A 19,774-nucleotide genomic window follows, 5' to 3' on the forward strand; every position below is an offset into this window, starting at 1 on the left:
TGCCTGCATCGGGCGGCGCGCAAGGCTTCCACCATTTCTGGGATATCGCCTTGCGCTCTTCGCTATAACCTTAGAAGCGGCCGCGAATTAGACTGGCGCGAAAGCAGTTCGCACCGCGATTTAAGGAAGAAAGCATGCAAGACATTTTCAGCATCAACTGGTTGCTCTGGCTGTCGACCATGGTGCCGCTCACCCTCAGCGCAGGCCCCGGCAACCTGATGGTCGCCACCTCCGGCGCGCAAAGCGGCGTGCGCCGCTCGGTCTGGTTCATCGCCGGCCTCGACATCACCTATTTCCTGATCGCCGTGCTGGTGGGCCTGGGGCTCTACCACACGCTGATGAACCACCCGACGCTGGTCTGGGGCCTGCAAGTGGCGGGCAGCCTGTACATCCTGTGGCTGGGCGTGCGCCTGCTGCGCCGTCCGCTCAAGGCACCCGGCGACAAGACCTTGCACCTGCAGTTTCGCGACGGCATCTTCGTGCAGTTGGGCAACGTGCAAGGGATCGTCATGCTGCTGGTGATGTTCTCGACCTTCCTGCCCGCCGGCGACACCAGCAGCACCGTGGTGCTGGTCCTCAGCGCCGCACTGATTTCGCTGAACTTCTTCTCCCACGTCATCTGGGTCTCGATGGGCTCGACCGTGCAGAAGCTGATCCGCTCGCGTCCCCGCTTGCTGGTGGCCCAGAACGCCGCGTTCGGCCTGATGCTGATTGCGGTCGCCGTGTGGATCTTCCTGCGCATCGGCCCGCTGTAAGGACTGCCCATGACTCACGCCCACGCCATCGTCTTCACCACCCCCGGCGCACCGGACGTCCTGGAACTGCGCGAACTCAAGCTGCGCGCCCCCGGCGCCGGCGAGATCACCGTCGCCGTCGAGGCGGCCGGGGTCAACTTCATCGATCTGCACCGCCGCTCCGGCGCGCTGGACGACGGCTCGCCGTTCCCCCGGGGCCTGGGCATGGAAGGCGCCGGCCGCGTCCTCGAATGCGGGCCGCAGGTGCAGGGCCTCGCCCCCGGCGACCGGGTCGCGTTCGTCGACAGTTCGACGGGGAGCTACGCCAGCCACGCCGTGCTGCCGGCCTCGCGGGCCATCCGCCTGCCCGACGACATGCCCAGCGAAGTGGCCGCCGCCTTGATGTTCAAGGGGCTGACCGTCGAGTACCTGACGCACCGCTGCATACCCGTGGCACCCGGCGACTGGGTGGTCTGGCATGCCGCCGCCGGTGGCGTGGGCAGCATCGCCACGGCCTGGCTGAGCGCCCGGGGCCTGCACGTCATCGGCCTGGCGTCGAGCGAAGACAAACGACGTCAGGCGCTCGCCGCCGGCTGCGTGGCGGCCTTCGACGCCGAAGCGCCGGACACGCTCAGGCACATCCGCGAACTGACGGCGAACAAGGGCGTCCACACTGTGTTCGATTCCGTGGGGCGCGCGACGGTCGAACTGTCGCTGGCGTGCCTGCGCCAACGCGGGCATCTGGTGTCGTTCGGCAACGCCTCCGGCGACGTGACCGGATTCAACCTGTCCCGGTTGGGGCAGATGGGTTCGCTGCACGTGACCCGGCCGTCGCTCAAGCACTACATCGGCCAAGACAGCGAGCTCGCCGAGGCCGCTCAGCGGGTGCTGCGGGCCTTCTCCGACGGCGCCATCCGAGCGCCCGCCATCACCCGCCTGCCGCTGGCCGACGCCGCCGAAGCCCATCGCCGGGTGCAGGACCGGGAAACCCGCGGTTCCCTGATCCTCATGCCATGACCCGCCCGCAGAACGGCCGTCAGTGAATCGCGGCCGTTCTTTCGCTCAGCACTTGCGTCAGATAGTCCACCACCCGGTCGACACGGCCGATGCCCTGGGTCGCCTGGTTGCGCAGCAGCCAGACCTCGGAGCTGTGCGAAGGGCCGTCCGCCAACACCCGGCACAAGCCTGACTGGTGCGCGACATAGACCGGCAACGCCGCGATGCCGAGATCCGCTTCAACGGCCTTGAGCTGACCGTTGAGGTTGGAGACGCGCATCCACGGTTTCTGTTCGCCGCTCATGTCGCTCAACCACTGCGCGAGCGGCATGTACGCCATTTCCTCGGTCCAGCCGATCAGCCGGTGGCGCTTCAGGTCATCGACCGCCGCCGGCAGCCCGTGGGCGGCGGCATAGCCTTCGGAACAGAACAGCGCCTGGGTCAGCGTGCCGACCCGGCGCATGGTGAAGTTGCCATTCTCGGGCCGGCGCAGGCGGACGATGATGTCGCTGTGGCTCTGGGTGAGCTTGGACGACACGGCCGAATTGAAGAAGTCGAAACTGATCTCCGGGTACTGCTCACGAAACTGCGCCAGCGCGGGAATGATCAGGTGCGTGCCCATCAGTTCCGGGCAGTCGATGCGCACCTGCCCGGCCATCCGTTCCCCCGGCTGCGACATCTGCCGCTCGATGAGTTTGAAGCGCTCCTCCGTCTCCAGCGCCAGCGGCAGCAACGCCCGGCCGGCCTCGGTCAGGAAGTAGCCGTTGGTCTTCTTCAGGAACAGAGCGGCGCCGAGGGATTCCTCCAGCGCCGCGATTTTGCGGGACACCGTCGAAGCCGAAACCTTGAGCGAGGCGCCGGCCTCGGTCACGTTGTTCGATTTGGCGACGAAGATAAAAACTTTCAGATCATCCCAATCCATGTCGATGATTTACCCAAAAATGAAAAATCGATCCCCATGTATTTCTGTTCGAAATAACCAGAGGTCACGTTAAAGTTTTTTGCATGGAGCAAAACCCTAGAGGAAACATGGATGATACGTAACTCGATGCGCCCGCTTCCAGGGTTCATGCAGCCGTTCTTGAGTTGGCTGACCGCCAAGCCCCTGCCCGAGGACCTCGACCGGGTCCGGCCCCTCAAACCGATGCACCATATCATCGTCTCCGCCGGATTGATCGGCATCGGCGCGTCGCTGGCCGGCGCCGGCTACCTGCAAGGCAGCGTCTGGCTCTGGCTGCTGGGCTTCGTGCTGGCGACCGGCGGCATCAAACAGATGCAGGTGATGATCTGCCACAACTGCGCCCACGACATGGTCTTCAAGGACCGCGAGCGCAACCTGAAGGTCGGCCGGATCATTTCCGGCGTGCTGATGCTCAAGCCCTTCGACGTCTACAAGCATGAACACACGCTCCACCACAGTTCCAGGGCCCTTTTGACCGACGATGACGACACCCTGTCCTATCTCCAGGAAGTGGTGAAACTCAAGCCGTCCGACAGCATCTCCACCATGTGGACCAAGCTTGTGACCACCGCGCTGTCGCCGCTGGCCATCCTGCGGTCGTTCTGGGGCCGCGTGAAAGCCACCGCCGTGGCCGACAACCGCCGCGTCGCCCAATGGACGCTGATGTTCTGGGTCGCCCTCGCCCTGCTCTCCGCTGCCCTGGGGCATTTCGACCTGTTCGTCATGGCCTGGGTGGTGCCGGTGTTCGCCGGCTATCACATCAGCACCACGTTCCGCCTGGCCGCCGAGCACACCTGGCCCAGCGTGGACGTGCTGGAGCGCCGCGGCATCGACTTCATCTGCGAAAGCACCACCGGCGTGTTCATCGGCGAAGAACTGCGCCTGCCGCAAGACGCCGGTTTCATCCGCCGCCAGGCCCTGATCGCCCTGTGGCTGGTGAAGATGCTGTGCTTCCACCTGTTCGTGCGCCTGTTCGTGATGGTCGGCGACACGCCCTGCCATGACTTCCATCACCGCCGCCCGCGCTCCGCCGACTGGCCCAACTACATCACCGCCCGCGAGCGGGACATGCTTGAAGGCTCCAAGCCCTTCCCGACCAACTACAGCGAAAACTGGGGCTACATCAACGCGGTGACCGCCAACTTCCGCAACTTTCAACGAGCACTTCCGTACTACGCCAACAGGACTGCAACCCAAAAAGGACTTTAAGGATGATGTTCAACAAAACCGCTCTGCTCGCCACCGTACCTTCCGACTCCCACAGCTGGAACCTGGTGTTCATGGAATTCCTGCTCAACGACCTGGGCTACAAGGTCGAGAACCTGGGGCCCAACACGCCCATGGACGAGGTGATCGACCGCCTCAACCGCAAAGGCAACGCGATCGTCGTGGTCAGCACCGTCAACGGCCACGGCTACCTTGAGGGCGCGGAACTGGCCAAGCGCGTGCGCAGCGAGACCCGTCACCAGGGCGGGCTGTACATCGGCGGCAAGATCTGCACCGAGAACGACAGCCAGACCATCGCCCGGCACAGCGAAACCCTGCGCACCGCCGGTTTCGATGAAGTGTTCGACGACAGCGTGGCCAACAGCTTCGATACCTTTCAGGAACTGGTGACCGCGCAACTGAACTCGACGCACTTCCTGGAGAAACGGGTCGCCCGCTGACCCGTCCGCGCCACCTACCGGTTTGATGAAAAGGTTTACCGCATGATCGACTTCAACACGCATGTCCTTGAACGGTTCGCCGAGCAAGGTCCGGTGCTCCAGCCGCGCATGGGCTTCAGCGACCCGGCCCGGATGCAGGCGGGGCTTGAGGGCGTGGCCGCCAGCCGCGCCAACACCGTCTGCACCATCACCCTCGATGCGTTCACCCGGGTGAACAACCTCGCGGCGGCGCAGCGGGCCATCGACAGTGGGTCGATGCTCAACGGCTATCCGATCGTCAACCACCCCGGCGAAGACACCCGCGCGATGCTGGAGCAGATCTATGCCCGCCACCGCCTGCCGGTGCAGATCCGGCATGGCTCGCCCGATCCGCTGCACATTTTCGAGCGGATGGTCGAGATCGGCCTGCCCACCACCGAAGGCGGACCGATCTCTTACTGCCTGCCCTACAGCCGCACACCGCTGCGCGAGGCGTTCGGCCATTGGGAGAAAGCGTGCCGGGTGCTGGCCGACGGTGTGGAGCACAGCCACATCGAGAGCTTCGCCGGCTGCATGATGGGCCAGATGTGCGATCCGGCGATCCTGGTGGCGCTGAACATTCTCGAAGGCCTGTTCCTGCGCTCCCACGGCATCCAGACCCTGTCGTTCTCCTACGCACAAGGCACTTCGCCGGTACAGGACCGGGCAGCGGTGACGGCGTTGCAGCAGTTGGCCAGCGAGTACTTCGCGCCGGGCAGCTACCACTTTGTCGGCTATGTGTTCATGGGCTTCTTCCCGCGCTCGTTGGGCGGGTTCTGCCGGATCACCAGCGATGCGCTGGCGATGATCCGCGCCACCGGCGTGCAGCGGGTGATCATGAAGACCCCGGTGGAATCGCGCCGCATCCCCCGCATCGAGGAGAACATCGCGGCGCTGGAGTACGCCGATTTCTGCCTGAACACCGACGGCGAACTGCCGGACATCCCGTTCGATGCGCAAGAGCACGCCCGCGTCCTCGGCGCCGCCCGAAAGCTGATCGAAGGCACCCTCGCCCGCGACAGCGACCTGTCCGAGGCGATCCTAGATGCCTTCGCCGGCGGCTTCCTGTCGATCCCGTACTGCCTGCACCCGGACAACCGACGCAACGCCGGCACCGTGGTGACGGCCCAGAACTACTACCAAGGGTTCGACGGCGAGCGCGTCGAGAATGCGTTCTCGTTCCTGGCGGCGCTGCGGCACAACATCCAGACCTACGACCGCGTGGCCTGACGGCGCAGCGCTTTGCCTCCCCCACAAACGCCCGATGCCCGCATCGGGCGTTTTCTATTCGGGCAACCCGGCCAGGCGCAGCCCTTCGATGAAGAGGGCGACGTCTTCGGGGCGCTGGATCGGCAGCCACTCCTTGAGCCTGGACACCCGCAGAGTGGGATCCAACTCAAGCAGGCGCGCCATGACCGGCCCGGCCTTGTCCATCCGCCCGCCCAGCGCGTGGCTGGCGGCCATCAGCGCCACCGCCGGCAGCAGGCTGGGCAGATTGCCGACCGACTGTTCGGCATAACCGGCCGCGATCTCGAAGCGACCGGCGAAGAAGTGGGCGATGGCCATGCCCACCTGCATGCGGAACATCTCCGGATCCAAAGGGCTGAGGCGTACCGCGTGCTCCAGGTTCTGGATGGAGGCGTCGGTCTCGCCGCGCATGGCCCGCAGGATCCCGCCCAGGTACCAGGCCGGCGCCAGGTTGGGGTTGAGCAGCCGGGCCCGGTCGAGCAAGGCGATGCCGCCGTCGACGTCACCGGTCAGGTGGGCCAGCGCGTGGCCGCTGCGGGTCAGGGCCACGGCGTCGTCGCGGCCCAGCTCCACCGCCATCCGCGCCAGCCGTGCGCCTTCGGCGATTTCCCGCGGCCGGTCGGTCATCCAGCCGTTGAGCTTGCGCCAGAAGTGGCACCAGGCGGCCATGCCGTAGGCGGAGGCGAACTCCGGATCCAGTTCGATGGCGCGGTAGAACAGCGCGAGCGATTCGTCGATGGCCTCGCGGGTGGCGATGTGCAGTTTGGCCGTGGCGCGCAGGTAATAGTCGTAGGCATCGAGGCTGTCGGTGGGCTTGCGCTTGGCCCGTTCGATTTCCGCGCGCTCCAGTTGCGGCGCAATGGCGCCGACCACGCTTTCGGCGATCCGGTCCTGCAGCTCGAAGATGTCGTCGAGCTGGCCCTCGAAGCGCTCGGCCCACAAATGCATGCCGCTGCTGGCGTCGATCAGCTGGCCGGTGATGCGCACCTTGTTGCCGCACTTGCGCACGCTGCCTTCGAGCACGTAGCGCACGCCCAGTTCCTGGCCGACGCTGCGGGTGTCCACCGCCCTGCCCTTGTAGGTGAAACTGGAGTTGCGGGCGATGACGAACAGCCAGCGCAGGCGCGACAGCGCGGTGATGATGTCCTCGGCCATGCCGTCGGCGAAGTAGTCCTGTTCGGGGTCGCCGCTGAGGTTCTGGAACGGCAGCACGGTGATCGAAGGCTTGTCCGGCAGCAGGAGCGCCGGGCGCGGCGGCGCCGTCGGCTGCGTTGCGGCGGGAGGCTCGGGATCGTCGCTCGGTTGGACCTCGCCGACGAAACGGTAGCCCTTGCGCGGCACGGTGCGCACCAGGCGCTGGTGCTCGCCGGTGTCGCCGATGGCCTTGCGCACGGCGTTGATGTGGCTGGTGATGGTGGATTCGGAGACGACCCGGCCGCTCCACACGGCATCGAGCAGTTCGTCCTTGCTCACCACCCGGTCGCGGTGGCTGATCAGTTGCAGCAGCAGATCGAAGACTTGCGGCCCGACGGTCACGGTCTGGCCGCGTTGGGTCAGGTCCCGGCGCTCTGGGTCGAGCACGAAGTCTTCAAACTTGAATGGCACGCTGGCGGTTCCCTGATCGGACGCCCCCGGCGCGGAATCCGGGGTGGCAGTGGGTTGGGCCCTCAATGGTACGGCAGAGTGTGCGCCGCCGCACCGGTCTGTGCGCCGGCCACAGCAGTTTGGACGGTTTGGACGCAAATCCAAGCTCGGGCCAAGGCAAATCCAAGCCCCGGGCAAAGATTCGGATCCCCGCCGCAGGCATCCTCGAAGCACATCGACAGCAATGGTTGCGGTCGGCAAGCGGAGAGACGCCATGAAGATTGTCGTTATCGGAGGCACCGGCCTCATCGGATCGAAACTTGTGAAGAACCTGCGCGAGCGCGGCCATGATGCACTGGCGGCCTCGCCCAACACCGGCGTGAACAGCATCACCCGCGAAGGCCTCGCCGAAGCGATGGACGGCGCCCAGGTGGTGGTCGACGTGTCCAACGCGCCGTCCTGGGAAGACCAAGCGGTGCTGGAGTTCTTCGAGACCTCCACCCGCAACCTGCTGGCCGCCGAGGCCGCCGCCGGGGTCCGCCATCACGTGGCGCTGTCGGTGGTGGGCAGCGAGCGGCTGCCGGACAACGGCTACTTCCGCGCCAAAGTCGCCCAGGAAAACCTGATCAAGGCCTCCGGCATGCCCTACAGCCTGCTGCGGGCCACCCAGTTCTTCGAATTCGTCGGCGGCATCGCCCAGTCGGCCACGGTCGGCGACGAAGTGCGCCTGTCGCCTGCGCTGATCCAGCCCATGGCGTCGGACGACGTCGCCGCCGCGCTGACGGATGTGGCGCTGGCCGCGCCGAGCAACGGCACCCAGGAAGTCGCCGGCCCCGAGGCCTTGCCGCTGGATGAGCTGGTCCGGCGCTTCTTCCGCGTCACCGGCGACACCCGCAAGGTGATCCCGGACGTCCACGCCCGCTACTTCGGCGATGAACTGGACGACCAGTCGCTCACCCCCGGCAGCGCCAACCCGCGCCTGGGCCCGACCCGTTTCGAAGACTGGCTGGCGAAATCGACCGCGTCGGCTGCGCGCTGAACGCGCACTCACCCTCATCTATAGGAGCACTGCCATGTTTAGCCGAATCCTGTTGGCCGCCACCCTCGCGGCCGTGTCGGTCACCGCTGCTTCGACGGTCTCTGCGGCCGAGCCGCAGGCGGGCAAGGTCACCGTGGTGTTCGACCGCGCCCTGCCCAACGTGCCGGGCAAGACCATGAAGGGCGTGCTGGTGGAATACGCGCCGGGCGGGTCTTCGCCTGCGCACTTCCATCCGAAGTCGGCGTTCATCTACGCCACGGTGCTTGAAGGCGCCGTGCGCAGCAAGGTCGGCGATGCGCCGGAGAAGGTCTACAAGGCCGGGGAACACTTCGTCGAGCAGCCGGGCGACTTCCACGCCGTCAGCGCCAACGCCAGCACCACCGAGCCGTCCCGCCTGCTGGCGGTGTTCGTGCTCGACAGCACCGAGGGGGATCTGGTCCGGCCCGTGAAACCGTAACCGCCCCCTTCTACCGCCCGCCTCCGGCAGCCCCACGCTGCCGGAGGCGTTGGCCTTGCGCAGGATCCTGAACATGAACGCCCTCCAGCACGAAGTACCCGATAGCCAGGCCGGCGAACCCTCGCCGTCCGCCGTGCCGCGGCGCAAGCGCAAAGTGGTGGGCGTGCTGTTGTGCGCGGTGGCGGCCGTGGTGGCGGGCGGCGGTGTCCTGCTGTTCGGCGACGGCGGCGTCAGCACCGACAATGCCTATGTTCGCGGCGATGTCACATCGCTGGCGGCCAAGGTGTCCGGCTACGTGACCACGGTCGAGGTGCAGGACAACCAACCGGTGCGTAGCGGCGACGTGCTGTTTCGCATCGATGACCAGGACTACCGCGCCCGTCTGGCGCTGGCGGAGGCCAATCTCCAGTCGGCGCAGGCGCGATTGAGCAACGTGGACGCCCAGACCGAACTGCAGCATGCCCAGATCCGTCAGGCCGAGGCCCAGCGGCGCTCGGCCGCCGCGCAGCTGAACCTGGCCAGCAAGACCCACGAACGCAACCGCAAGCTGATCGTCAGCAATGCGGTGAGCCAGGCGCTGGTCGATGAAACCGCCGCCGCCCAGACCCGGGCGTCCGCGACGGTGGAAGCGGCATCCGCATCGGTGCAAGCGCAACAGCAACGCATCGCCGTGCTGTCGGCCCAGCGCGCCGCGGCGCTGGCCAGCGTGGCCCAGGCCCAGGCTTCTCGGGACCTGGCCCGGATCGACCTCGACAGCACCGTGGTGCGCGCGCCGGTGAACGGCGTGGTCGGCAACCGCCAGGTGCGTGTGGGCCGCTTCGTCACGCCCGGGGGCGCCCTGCTCGACATCGTTCCGGTCCAGGACGTCTGGGTCGTGGCCAACTTCAAGGAAACCCAGCTCGAACGGATCAACCCCGGCCAACCGGTGCGCATCACGGTCGACGGCTACCCCGACGATGCCCTGCGCGGCGTGGTCGACAGTTTCGCCCCCGGCAGCGGTTCGGCCTTCAGCCTGTTGCCCACCGACAACGCCACCGGCAACTTCGTCCGGGTGGTGCAGCGGGTGCCGGTGAAGATCCGCCTGGCCCATAACCCGCTGCCCGGCCGCATCGTGCCCGGCCTGTCGGCCCGGGTCGACGTGGAGCCCGGGTCATGAAACGGCTGGCCGGCACGTGGAGCGGTGCCCTGCTCCTGGCCGGCGTCCTGCTGGCCAGCCTGACCGAAGCGATCGCCGGCAGCGCCCTGGTACTGGGACGCAACGGCATCATCGGCGACACCTACGCCACGCCCGACGAATTTGCCTGGCTGGACATCGGCTACACCGCGCTCAAGCTGATCGGCTTCATCAGCGCCTCGGCCTTGCTGACCCGCTTCGCACCCCGCACCGTGATCGTCGGCGCCACATTGGCCATGGGCCTGACCTGCGCCCTGGCCGCCGCCGGCACCCGGCTTGAGCTGCTGGTGCCGTTGCGCATGGTTCAGGGCTTCGCCGGCGGCACCCTGCTGGTGGCGGGCCAGGCCTTGATCTTCCGTGCCTTTGGGCGCGAACGGCAACCGTTGCTGCAGGCGCTGTTCGCCATCGGCGCCGTGGTTGCCTCCGTCACCTTGACCCCGGCCCTGCAAGGGTGGCTGGTGGACAGCCGCTCCTGGGGCTGGATTTTCTTCAGCGCCGTGCCGTTGGCGCTGGCGGGCTGCGGCCTGATGCTGTGGGCGGAGCTGCCCCGGCCGGCCAAGGCAGACCGACGGCCCTTCGACTGGATCGGCTGGGGGCTGATCAGCGCCGCCCTGCTGTGCTTCACCTACGTGCTCAGTCAGGGCGAGCGTTGGGACTGGTTCGAAGAGCCGCGCATCGTTTGGCTGACACTGGCGGGCACCGCCGCCCTGCTGGGGTTCCTGGCCAGGCAGTTGCTTTCCAGGCGCCAGCCGCTGCTGGACTTCGATCTGTTCGGATCGAGCGATTTCGCCTTTGCCTTCATCGTCAGTTTTGTCGCCGGGGCGGCGTTGTTCGGCAGCGCCTACCTGATACCGGCCTTCGCCGTGTCGGTGCTCGGCTTCACCCTCACTGAGGCCGGCCTGCTGCTGTTGCCCAGCGGCGCCGTGTTCATCGCCGCCCTGCTCGTTTCGGCCTGGCTGATGCAGGCGCGGGGCGTGGCGCCGTTCGCCACGGTGCCGCTCGGCATCGGGCTGATCGCCCTCGCCATGTGGATGCTGTCCGGCTCCACCCTCGAGAGCGGCAGCGACGACATGATGGCGGCGATCCTGCTGCGCGGTCTGGGCCTCGGTTTCCTGTTCCTGTCCATCACGCTGATCGCGTTCAGCCGCCTGACCAGCCGTCACCTGGCCGCCGGCATCGGCCTGTTCAACACCGGCCGGCAATTGGGCGGGCTGATCGGCGTGGCCGCGCTGCAGACGCTGATCGAACACGGCCATGCGCACAATGCCGTGGTCCTCGGCACCCATGTCACACCGGGCGGCCCGGCCGTCATCGAGCGGTTGGCGAAACTGTCGGCGATGCTGACCGACAAAGGCCTGGACGTGCCGGCAACCGGCCGCGCCGCAGCGAATCTGCTGGGCCGCACGGTTTCCGGGCAATCGATGGTGATCGCCTTCGACAGCGCCTTCATGGCGGTGGTTCTGCTGTTCGCGTTCGCCGCCCCGCTGCTGGTGGCGGTCAAGATCGCATTCGCCAGGCGCGCCAAAGCACAGGCAGCGACGGCCGGCACCCGTTAGCGGGTCCGGCCGTCCGGCGCCCTCTCAGACAGCCTCAGTAAGGGTTGCACTGTTGCGCCACCGCGGTGGCCTGGTCGACATAGGGCCGCGCCGGCTCCAGATTCCACTCCGGCTTGTTGCGCACGGGCCTGCCGTCGAAGGTGGCCGCCAGGTGGCAAACCAATTGACGACGCAGCGATCCGCCGTTGACGCTGTACTGGCGCCACTGGTCGTCGTTTTTGTGCTTGTTGTACAGCTCGGCGAACATCCGGTCGGTCTGGTCGTCCTTGATCGCCCGGCCGCACGCGGTGGGCACCACCTGCAGCGACCAGGTGTCGGGGCCGAGCTTGGGATCTGGGCGCTTCACCCACGTGCTGGACTCGATGTACTTGTCGCAGTACTTGGGCTCAGACGTCGATGCGGTCTGGATGCAGGAGAACGTCGCCTTGGCCACCGGGGTTTTCGGGAGGTCGATCTTGATGATGTTGCGATCCTTGCCGGTCTTGTTCTTGTAATCCTTCTGATTGGCCAACGCATCGTTGAGGCCGCGCTGGTCGCTGTAGAAGAAGGCCAGGATCGGCAGTTCGTCGGTCTTCGGGTTACCCAGGCGCAGCTCGGTCTGTGTCTGGAACTCACGGCTGTTGATCACCCGCCGCGAGCCCATGAAGTTCTGGAACGCGGTGACCCGCTCCTGGCTGCTCATGGGGTTGCGCATGTTGAAGCCGCACTGCAGTTGATCCTGCTGGCGGTTGTTGTTGAACTGGGTGAAGTGCGCGACCCACGCATTGACGTTGCTGATCGGCGGCGCCATGGACTGGCACACTGCTTCGGTCTGGGTGGTGTTCTTGTTGTTGCCGCAGCCCCGGTCGTCGCGAAAATCGGTCCAGGCGTCGTTGGGGAACGCGCAGTAGATGTGCACCGGGTTCTCGGGGTCGCGCACCAGATCCACCGGCGTGATGAGGTAGCCGTTCTGGGTGCTCATGCCGGGGTCTTCGTAGCTGATGCCGTCGGCGCGCATCCACGACGCGGCGAAGGTGCCCAGTTCCTGGGCCTTGGGGCTGGGATTCCAGACATCCCACTGCTGCCCCTTCGCCGGATCCGCCCGGTGGGTGCCCCGGACCAGCAGCCCCGAACAGTCCGACGCCGGATCCCTGCCGCAACTGTCGACGGTGTTGTTGTACAGCGTTTCGACTTTCTTCAGCGTTTCCGCGCATGACTCGGCATAAGCCGAGGCCACGTGCAGGCATAGCGGCAACACGCACAGCGGCGCGATCCTGTTCCAGCGAGTCTTCATGACGACTGTCTCCTTGCCTTCTTGCAAAACCTAGCGCGCCACCGGATTGCAGCCCGCCGCGCGGGTGTCGCTGTCCGACAGCGCGGGCCTGAACGGCTCAAGATTCCATGGCGTCTTGCTGCGGTAGTTGACCAGCACGCAGTTCAGTTGCCCGCGCATGCTGCCGGCGGACTTTTCGTTGTCGCGCCAGTTGCCGTCGCCGCCGCGCAGGGCGAACAGCTGGTCGTACAGGGCGCCGAGCTGGTCGGGGGGCAAGGCGCGCCCGGCCGCAGTCGGCACCACACTCAAGGTCCATTCGTCCTGGCGGGTGCCCGGGTCATAGCGTTTGACCCAATCGGCGGACGCGATGTACTGCACCGCTTTGGCCGGCACCGGATTGCACCCGGCCTTGGCCGCTTCCTGCGGCGTGACGACGGGGCGGAACGGTTCAAGGTTCCATTCGGTCTTGCCCGGGTAATGCTGCACCAGGCAACTCAGTTGCTGGCGCATGCTGCCGGCGGCCTTCTCGTTGTCGCGCCACTGGCGGTCGGTGCCGCGCAGCTCGAACAACTCCTTGTAGACCGCCTCCTGGTCGCTCGCCTGGCTCGCCTTGCCCTCGGCGGTGGGGACGACGTTGAGGGTCCATTCGTTTTTCCCGGTGCCGGGGTCATGGCGCTCGACCCAAGTGGCCGAGGCGATGTACCGGGCGGTCGGCGGCACCGGCGTCGGCTGGCCGTTGCCGGCCGCCGTCAGGTCGATCGCCTGGTCGGCGGCGACATAGCTGAAACGCTGCTCCGGCGGCTTGGTGAAATCCAGCCGCAGGATCGGCACGCTGTAGCCCTGGGCCTGAAGCTTTTTCTGGAAATTGCGGGCGCTGTTGAGGCCGTTCTCCGGCTTCGGCGGTGCCTGGTCGCCGCGGGTGGCGAAGTTCTGTGTGCTGTTGACGTTGTAGATGAAAGCGTCGATGTACTTCATGTTTTCGCTGCCGTCGTTGCTGGCCGAGGCGTTCTTCAACATGAATTCGTTGACCTGCGCGCTGAAGGCGAAAGGGTCCTTGTTGGTGGTCTTCACCCGCGATTCGTGGACGCGGATCATGGCGTTCCAGTCGTCGGGCCGTTCGGCGTTCCAGGAGCACTGGTCGTACTGGATCGGCCCCTTGAACAGGCCGGTGTAGCGGGCCGTCCACTGGGCGGCGGTGCTGACCCCGGCTTCGGCGCAGGTGCCGTAGGCCAGCGCCGCGTTGCGGTTGTCCATCGCGGCCTGGGCCTTGCGCGGCGGTTCCTTGCTGTCGAAGAAGCCGCAGCCGTACCACTTGCGCTCCGGCCCCGTGCCGCCGTCGAACGCGTAGATGCACGTCCAGCCCTGCTCCTTGACCGGCAGCTGCAAGGCCCGCGAATCGATGGGCGTGCGCAGGATGAACCCGGCCGGATGGATGAGGATGCGCGTGCTCAGATCCTTGCGGATCCACGAATAGGACGTCGCGCCGATCTTGATTGCGTAAGGGCTGTAGTCCCACGGGTTGAACGGCCCGTCGTTGACCATGCGCAAGGTCACGCCGCTGCAGTAGTAATGCCCGCGGGCGGCGCCGGTGTCGGGCTCCTGGCAGGCGTCCTTGAGGGTGTTGTAGTTGCGGTTGATGCGGTTCAGCGTCTCGACCGGATCGAGCACCGTCTGGGCCGCCGCACCGAATGCCAGGGTAAGGGAACACACGAGAACGAAAGACGAACGCAGGGCTGCGCGCATGGCCGACGACTCCTTGTCGTGGGAGGTGAAACGTCCTTGGGGATGAGCGTAGATAGGGCTGTGTTTGCGGTCAAACCGAGAGATGAACGGTGCTGGCCGGGCGTCACCGTCGAGAGGCATCGAACCGCCCGCAATCCGCTACGCTTCACCTACAGACGGATTGTTCAGGCTCACACCTCAGGAACCCCACGATGAAGGACGCATCAACGGATCTTGGAAGACAAATCGACACCGCGATGAAACTGCTGTCCCTGTCGGCCAAAGTCGGCCTGCTGGTCGGCGGCGGTTCGATCGTGGGTTATCTGCTGATGAACGGGCATTACCCGCAAGGCGTCTCCCTGGGCGATGGATTGCTGTTTCTGGTGTCGGCGTTTTCCTTCGGCATCGTCTGCCTGTACTTCTCGATCTCCATCACGGCGGTCGGGATTCTGCTGTCGCCGATCCTCGCGCCCGCCGTGAGGCTGGGCGTCCGGGTCGTGAACCGATTCAAGGAACAGAAGATCGCTTCGCCCGTCACGCAGCAGAAGATCGGTTTCCCGGCGGTGTTCTTCGGGATCTGCGGACTGGCCATCATCTATTTGCTGGCGCGCAGAAGCCTGATCGATCACCTGCCCCTGATCGTGCTGCCGGTGTTCCAATGCGTCATGTATGCGGCGCTCGTGGAGCAGAACGAGAAGATGCGGCTGGCAAAACTTCGGGCCGAGTCTGATCCGCAAGAAACCACCGACTTGCACCCCATCAGAAAGTCCAGGGCCATCCTGGCGGGCATCATTCTGATAGTCCCGATTTTGATGGGCGGCGTGACATCCGATCTGTTGCAGCTGGCCATGAGCTTCGCAAAAATCCGCATCGACCACGCGACCATCCTGGTGAAGGCGCCCTACGCCAACCTGCTGCCGAACCCAAAGGAATCCAAGATCGACAACTTCAAGACCTTCGAAAAGGCCACCGTGATCTTCAGGGGTGTCGGCAACACCACGCTTATCGAAATGCGCACCCCCGACACGGCGACCCGGCTGGAGATCCCGAACGATTCGATCATCATCGAACGCACGGCGAAGATCGCGCCGGACGCCAAAATCGCTGAAGGCAATCTCTAGCGCTCAAGAATCCGGCAAAGCGCCCTTTCCTACCCTGCCGATGCCAGCCCCTGATAGGAATAGGCAACCCTTAAAGACGAACCGGCATAGGTCGACCCGGCCTGATTCCCTACCATAGGCTCCACGCCAACACACCGGAGCCCACCATGCCAGCCACCAAAACCCTCTTCATCACCGGCGCCAGCAGCGGCTTCGGCCAGGCCCTGGCCAAGGAAGCGCTCGCCGCCGGCCACCGTGTCATCGGCACCGTGCGCCGCGAGGCGGACTTGCAGGCCTTCGAGGCCCTGTCGCCGGGCAATGCCCATGGCGTGATCCTGGATGTCACCGACTTCGACCGGATCGACGCCGCCGTCGCCGAAACCGAGGCCGCTTTCGGCCCGGTCGATGTGCTGGTCAACAACGCCGGCTACGGCCACGAAGGCGTCTTCGAGGAGTCGCCGCTGGAGGAGATGCGCCGTCAGTTCGACGTCAACGTGTTCGGCGCCGTGGCCGTGACCAAGGCGTTCCTGCCCTACTTCCGCCAACGCCGCGCCGGGCACATCCTCAACGTCACCTCCATGGGCGGCACGATCACGATGCCGGGCATCGCCTATTACTGCGCCAGCAAGTTTGCGCTCGAAGGCATCTCCGATACCCTGAGCCAGGAACTGCGCCCGTTCGGCATCTTCGTCACTGCCGTGGCGCCCGGTTCGTTCCGCACGGACTGGGCCGGCCGCTCGATGCAGCGCACCCCGCGCAGCATCGCCGACTACGACGCCAGCTTCGACCCGATCCGCAAGGCCCGCGAGGACAAAAGCGGCAAGCAGCTCGGCGACCCGCAGAAGGCCGCGCAAGCGATGTTGCAGGTCATCGCCGACCCGACGCCGCCGGCCCACCTGCTGCTGGGCAGCGACGCCCTGAACCTGGTGCGCGACAAGCTCAAGCGCACCGCCGACGAGATCGACCGATGGGAAGCCCTGACCCGCTCCACCGACCATTGAACCCACGGCAGGAGATGCACCCATGAACCCGCACGATGCAGACACCCGGCGCATGGTGCGGCTCATGGAGAAGCTGGCCCCGGTGGAGGGCTACAACCTCAGCGCGTTGGATGACGTGCGCTTCCTGCGCTCGAACCGGCCGCTGACCCGCACGCCGGTGCTGTACGACCCCGGCATCGTGATCCTGTGCCAAGGGCGCAAGCGCGGGTATCTGGGCGACGAGGTGTATGTCTACGACGCCAGCCACTATCTGGTCGTGTCCGTGCCGGTGCCCTTCACCATGGAGACCGACGCCAGCGAAGAGGAACCGATGCTGGCGGTCTACATGCGCCTGGACCTGCGCCTGACCAGCGAGCTGATGCAGCAGGTGGACGAGGTGCACGGCCCGAGCCAGGCGCCGCCCAAAGGCATGTACGCCTCGCCGATGGACGATTCGCTGCGTGCCTCGACGCTGCGTTTCCTGGAGGCCATGAGCGTCCCGGGCGAGGCGCAGATCCTGGGGCCGTCGCTGATGCGGGAGATCTACTACCGCATCCTCACCGGTGCCCAAGGCGGCTCGATGCGGGCGGCGCTTGATCGGCAGGGGCATTTCGGCAAGGTGACCCGTGCGATCCGCATGATCCACACCTGCTACCCACAGCCTCTGGACGTTGAGCAGCTCGCCCGGGAAGCGAGCATGAGCGTGCCCAACTTCCACTTGCACTTTCGCAACGTCACGGACGCCTCGCCCATGCAGTACCTCAAGTCCACGCGCCTGCATCAGGCACGCCTGCTGATGCTGCGCCACAGCATGACCGCGTCGGCGGCGGCGTTCGCCGTCGGCTACGAAAGCGCCTCGCAGTTCAGCCGCGAGTTCAAGCGCTTCTTCGGCAGGACGCCGCTGGCCGCGATCGAATGGATGAAAGCGACGTATGCGCTGCCGGCACCCGCATCGCCTTCGATCTATGTGTCGTCGCATTAGCGACCGGATCCGCGAAATGCCTGCCTGCGCGCGCAACGGACTTGCAACCTCGCCGGATTCTCATCAAGGTGGAGCGTCCGGCAATCAGGCAGTTTCGCGATGACCTCTTCCACCCTCGACCCGACCGCCAACGACTGGATCAACATCCGTCGCGACCGGGACACCGGCATCGAAAGCGTGCATGCGCACTTTCAGGGCCACGCCTACGAGCCCCACGATCATGACGAGATGCTGGTGGGCGTCACCCAGCAAGGCGTGCAGCGTTTCAGTTGCCACCGTTCGCTGCACACCAGCACGCCGGGACGTTCGATCCTCATCGAGCCGGGCGCGGTGCATGACGGCCATGCGCCGGAGCCGGAAGGCTTCACCTACGCGATGCTGTACCTGCCGCAGACGTGGGTCGCGGGCATGACCGACCGCCTCGGCCTGGGCGATGCATCGGCTTTGGAAGCCGCGTTCCGCACCACACTGGCCGACGACTCGCAGCTCAGCGCCTCGATCCAGCAAGCGTTCCTCGCCATCCACAACGAGGAAGGCCGGCTGGCCCGGGACCAAAGCCTGGATCACCTGATCGGCATGCTGGCCCGGCACATCTACCGGCCGACGCCTTCCGGCAAGGCCGACGCCGACTTCGAAATGCAGCGGGCCCGGGAATACCTGCACGCCCATCTGTCCGACGACATTGGCCTGGATGAATTGGCGATGCATTCGGGGATCGACCGTTTCCGCCTCACCCGCCAGTTCAAGCGCGCCTTCGGCCAGACGCCCCACGCCTACCTGGTGCGGCTGCGCCTGCGGGCCGCGCGCATTCTCTTGGCCAGCGGCCAGGCGCCGGTGGACGTGGCCGCCGCCGTGGGCTTCGCTGACCAAAGCCATTTGGGGCTGTGGTTCCGCCGCGCCTACCGGCTCACCCCGGCCGGCTATCAGCGACAGTGCACAAACCTTACAGACCGGGAATCCGCCCGCCTTCCATGATGCAGGCTCCAGACTGACGGAGCCTTCCACTCATGTTCGATACCAAAATCGCCTTCATCGTGCGCAACGACCTGGCCACCTGGCAGCGGATGAACGTCGTGGCGTTTCTCGCCACCGGCATTGCCTCGGCTGCCCCCGACATCATGGGCGAGCCCTACATCGACGCCAACGGCCACCGCTACGGCAACATGGCCGGCCAGCCGATGCTGGTGTTCGAAGGGGATCTGGCCGGCCTGCAAAAGGCCCACCGGATCGGCCTTGAGCGCGAACTCACCCTGCTCCCCTACGTATTCCCGATGTTCTCCACCGGTTTCGACGAAGCCAACCGCGAGGTGTTCCGGGCACAGGATCCGGACAACCTGGACTTGGTCGGGATCGTCCTGCGCGGCTCGAAAAAGGCCGTGGACAAGGCAACCAAAGGCCTGTCGCTGCACGCGTGAGCCCTTCCCTTCCCACCTTTCAAGCGGTGTTCGACGATGTTCGATTCTTTTGTTGCGGCGGGCCGACGCTCCGCCTCCTTCAACCCCTGCCGACAGGGTGCACACCGATGAGCGCCTCGACCCTGCTCGGTTTCTGGGCCTTTGCCCTGGTGTTCGTGATCGTGCCCGGCGCCGACTGGGCCTATGCGATTTCCGCCGGGGTGCGCGGCCAAGGCGTCATTCCCGCCGTACTCGGCCTCCTGACCGGCTACACCGTGCTGACCGTGGTGGTGGCCGCCGGCCTGGGCGTGCTGGTGGCAGCCAACCCCAGCCTGCTGATGGGCCTGTCCATCGCCGGCGCCCTGTACCTGTGCTGGCTGGGGGTCGGCATGCTGCGCAGCCCGCCGGCGTCGATCAAGGCGGACGACGCGACCGGCGCACTGCGCGGGATGGACTGGTACGTCAAAGGCACGTTGGTCAGCGGCCTCAATCCCAAAGGCCTGCTGTTCTTCGTCGCTTTCCTGCCGCCGTGGACGTCCGCCCAGGCCAGTTGGGGCATCCCCGCGCAGTTGCTGGCCCTGGGCCTGGTCTACACCGCCAGTTGCTCGGTCATCTACACGCTGGTGGGGTTGGGCGCGGAACGCACGCTGCGGACGCGGCCCGATGCGGCGCGGCTGATCGGCCGGGTGTCCGGGGTAATCATGCTGGTGCTGGCCGCTTCGCTGCTGTACCGGGAGCTGCCGATGGGCTGATCGCGATCCTTGTGCGACCTGTCCGGCCGACCGCTGGTCAGGCCCGCCCGCTGAGCCCGTCGGGCGGGCCGCTTTTTTGCCCGCCGGTGTTGGCAGCCGTCCGTTCCGGATCTATACCAGCCAATGAGCGAGGGCCCTTGCAATTTGTGCGATGACCC

General features: G+C 66.1%; 19 protein-coding genes. 15 read left to right on the forward strand and 4 right to left on the reverse strand.

The window, feature by feature from the left end:
• Positions 1-134 precede the first annotated feature (134 nt).
• Together CAG29_RS25650 and CAG29_RS25655 are read left to right on the forward strand one after the other, a co-directional pair.
• Positions 135-755: a LysE family translocator gene (locus CAG29_RS25650; protein ID WP_085583729.1), complete on the forward strand. Its 621-nt coding sequence runs from the start codon at positions 135-137 to the stop codon at positions 753-755.
• A gap of 9 nt (positions 756-764) precedes the next feature.
• Positions 765-1,751 (forward strand): quinone oxidoreductase, encoded by a 987-nt coding sequence (locus tag CAG29_RS25655; RefSeq protein WP_256575583.1) that lies wholly within the window; start codon positions 765-767, stop codon positions 1,749-1,751.
• 19 nt (positions 1,752-1,770) lie between these two features.
• On the opposite strand, the gene CAG29_RS25660 is transcribed toward CAG29_RS25655, so the two are convergent.
• On the reverse strand, positions 1,771-2,652 hold the full coding sequence (locus CAG29_RS25660; RefSeq protein ID WP_085695326.1) for a LysR family transcriptional regulator: 882 nt from the start codon (positions 2,650-2,652) through the stop codon (positions 1,771-1,773).
• A gap of 111 nt (positions 2,653-2,763) precedes the next feature.
• On the opposite strand from CAG29_RS25660, the gene CAG29_RS25665 reads away from it, so the two are divergent.
• From CAG29_RS25665 to CAG29_RS25675, 3 genes are read left to right on the forward strand one after another with little or no spacing between them, the layout of a single operon-like run.
• Entirely contained in the window at positions 2,764-3,900 is a 1,137-nt protein-coding gene (locus tag CAG29_RS25665) for a fatty acid desaturase (protein WP_170930066.1), read from the forward strand.
• 2 nt (positions 3,901-3,902) lie between these two features.
• Positions 3,903-4,358: a cobalamin B12-binding domain-containing protein gene (locus CAG29_RS25670; protein ID WP_085583733.1), complete on the forward strand. Its 456-nt coding sequence runs from the start codon at positions 3,903-3,905 to the stop codon at positions 4,356-4,358.
• A 42-nt stretch (positions 4,359-4,400) separates the two neighbouring features.
• Positions 4,401-5,606, forward strand: a complete 1,206-nt coding sequence (locus CAG29_RS25675) for a methylaspartate mutase (RefSeq protein ID WP_085583735.1) — start codon at positions 4,401-4,403, stop codon at positions 5,604-5,606.
• A 54-nt stretch (positions 5,607-5,660) separates the two neighbouring features.
• Here CAG29_RS25675 and CAG29_RS25680 read toward each other — a convergent pair whose 3' ends face one another.
• Positions 5,661-7,229 (reverse strand): winged helix-turn-helix domain-containing protein, encoded by a 1,569-nt coding sequence (locus CAG29_RS25680; RefSeq protein WP_085695327.1) that lies wholly within the window; start codon positions 7,227-7,229, stop codon positions 5,661-5,663.
• Between the two features lie 253 nt (positions 7,230-7,482).
• Between CAG29_RS25680 and CAG29_RS25685 the strand changes: the two genes are divergently transcribed.
• From CAG29_RS25685 to CAG29_RS25700, 4 genes are all read left to right on the forward strand, one after another.
• A complete protein-coding gene (locus CAG29_RS25685) occupies positions 7,483-8,247 on the forward strand; it encodes an SDR family oxidoreductase (RefSeq protein ID WP_085583739.1) in 765 nt (254 codons plus the stop codon).
• A gap of 34 nt (positions 8,248-8,281) precedes the next feature.
• Complete coding sequence (locus tag CAG29_RS25690) at positions 8,282-8,704, forward strand: cupin domain-containing protein (protein WP_085583741.1); 423 nt, start codon at positions 8,282-8,284, stop codon at positions 8,702-8,704.
• A 73-nt stretch (positions 8,705-8,777) separates the two neighbouring features.
• Positions 8,778-9,860 (forward strand): HlyD family secretion protein, encoded by a 1,083-nt coding sequence (locus tag CAG29_RS25695; protein ID WP_085695328.1) that lies wholly within the window; start codon positions 8,778-8,780, stop codon positions 9,858-9,860.
• Positions 9,857-11,434: a DHA2 family efflux MFS transporter permease subunit gene (locus CAG29_RS25700; RefSeq protein WP_085695329.1), complete on the forward strand. Its 1,578-nt coding sequence runs from the start codon at positions 9,857-9,859 to the stop codon at positions 11,432-11,434. The genes CAG29_RS25695 and CAG29_RS25700 overlap by 4 nt, the downstream gene beginning before the upstream one ends.
• Positions 11,435-11,468: 34 nt before the next feature.
• Here CAG29_RS25700 and CAG29_RS25705 read toward each other — a convergent pair whose 3' ends face one another.
• Both CAG29_RS25705 and CAG29_RS25710 read right to left on the reverse strand, forming a co-directional pair.
• Positions 11,469-12,707 carry a DUF2599 domain-containing protein gene (locus CAG29_RS25705; protein WP_085695330.1) on the reverse strand — a complete coding sequence of 413 codons (1,239 nt, stop codon included), beginning with the start codon at positions 12,705-12,707 and terminating at the stop codon, positions 11,469-11,471.
• A 30-nt stretch (positions 12,708-12,737) separates the two neighbouring features.
• Positions 12,738-14,429: a DUF2599 domain-containing protein gene (locus tag CAG29_RS25710; RefSeq protein WP_085695331.1), complete on the reverse strand. Its 1,692-nt coding sequence runs from the start codon at positions 14,427-14,429 to the stop codon at positions 12,738-12,740.
• A gap of 191 nt (positions 14,430-14,620) precedes the next feature.
• On the opposite strand from CAG29_RS25710, the gene CAG29_RS25715 reads away from it, so the two are divergent.
• From CAG29_RS25715 to CAG29_RS25740, 6 genes are all read left to right on the forward strand, one after another.
• Positions 14,621-15,529: a hypothetical protein gene (locus CAG29_RS25715; protein WP_085695332.1), complete on the forward strand. Its 909-nt coding sequence runs from the start codon at positions 14,621-14,623 to the stop codon at positions 15,527-15,529.
• A 146-nt stretch (positions 15,530-15,675) separates the two neighbouring features.
• The gene (locus CAG29_RS25720; protein ID WP_085583757.1) at positions 15,676-16,509 is read left to right on the forward strand and encodes an oxidoreductase; all 834 of its coding nucleotides are present in this window, start codon (positions 15,676-15,678) and stop codon (positions 16,507-16,509) included.
• 22 nt (positions 16,510-16,531) lie between these two features.
• Positions 16,532-17,470, forward strand: a complete 939-nt coding sequence (locus tag CAG29_RS25725; protein WP_085695333.1) for an AraC family transcriptional regulator — start codon at positions 16,532-16,534, stop codon at positions 17,468-17,470.
• A gap of 99 nt (positions 17,471-17,569) precedes the next feature.
• Positions 17,570-18,445: an AraC family transcriptional regulator gene (locus CAG29_RS25730; RefSeq protein WP_085695334.1), complete on the forward strand. Its 876-nt coding sequence runs from the start codon at positions 17,570-17,572 to the stop codon at positions 18,443-18,445.
• 32 nt (positions 18,446-18,477) lie between these two features.
• Positions 18,478-18,885 carry a DUF2000 family protein gene (locus tag CAG29_RS25735; protein WP_085633448.1) on the forward strand — a complete coding sequence of 136 codons (408 nt, stop codon included), beginning with the start codon at positions 18,478-18,480 and terminating at the stop codon, positions 18,883-18,885.
• A 107-nt stretch (positions 18,886-18,992) separates the two neighbouring features.
• The gene (locus CAG29_RS25740; RefSeq protein ID WP_085633446.1) at positions 18,993-19,616 is read left to right on the forward strand and encodes a LysE family translocator; all 624 of its coding nucleotides are present in this window, start codon (positions 18,993-18,995) and stop codon (positions 19,614-19,616) included.
• Positions 19,617-19,774: the final 158 nt, after the last annotated feature.

Origin of the sequence: Pseudomonas sp. B7(2017) (assembly GCF_002112745.1) — a bacterium.
Lineage (GTDB): Bacteria > Pseudomonadota > Gammaproteobacteria > Pseudomonadales > Pseudomonadaceae > Aquipseudomonas > Aquipseudomonas ekonensis.